General features: G+C 64.7%; 1 protein-coding gene. It reads right to left on the bottom strand.

Features of this window, described 5'->3' with window-relative positions; genetic code table 11:
• A partial coding sequence (locus AC5RVV_RS17955; RefSeq protein ID WP_494002707.1) for an alanine--tRNA ligase-related protein occupies positions 1 to 529 on the bottom strand: 529 nt, incomplete at both ends.

Below are 529 nucleotides of genomic sequence, written 5' to 3'. Positions count from 1 at the left end.
GCATGAACACCAGGTTCCAGATCTCGACGTAGCGGTTGTCATCCGCGGCCGGTCCGCCCTCAGCGCCGTAGGCGGGTCCGCGGTCATAGAAGATCTCGGAGCAGGGCCCTGCCGGACCCGGCTGGCCGGTGGACCAATAGTTGTCCTTCTTGCCGAACTTCTGGATGCGATTGGCCGGCACGCCGATCTTGTCGCGCCAGATTTCCAGCGCCTCGTCATCGTCCTGGTAGACCGTGATCCAGAGCCGGTCCGCGGGCAGTCCATAGCCGCCGTCGGCCACCGGCTTGGTCAGCAGCGTCCAGGCCAGGGAGATGGCGCGTTCCTTGAAATAGTCGCCGAAGGAAAAGTTGCCGCACATCTGGAAGAAGGTGCCGTGGCGGGCGGTCTTGCCCACTTCTTCGATGTCGCCGGTACGGATGCATTTCTGCACGCTGGTCGCCCGCGGGTAAGGCGGCTCCTCCCGCGCGGTCAGGTATGGAATGAAGGGCACCATGCCGGCCACGGTGAACAGCAGCGACGGGTCGCTGGA

The sequence above is a fragment of the Arthrobacter sp. MDT2-34-1 genome, from assembly GCF_059091365.1.
The sequence above is the reverse complement of the archived record's forward strand: the minus strand, read 5'-3'. Positions and strand labels throughout refer to the sequence as shown.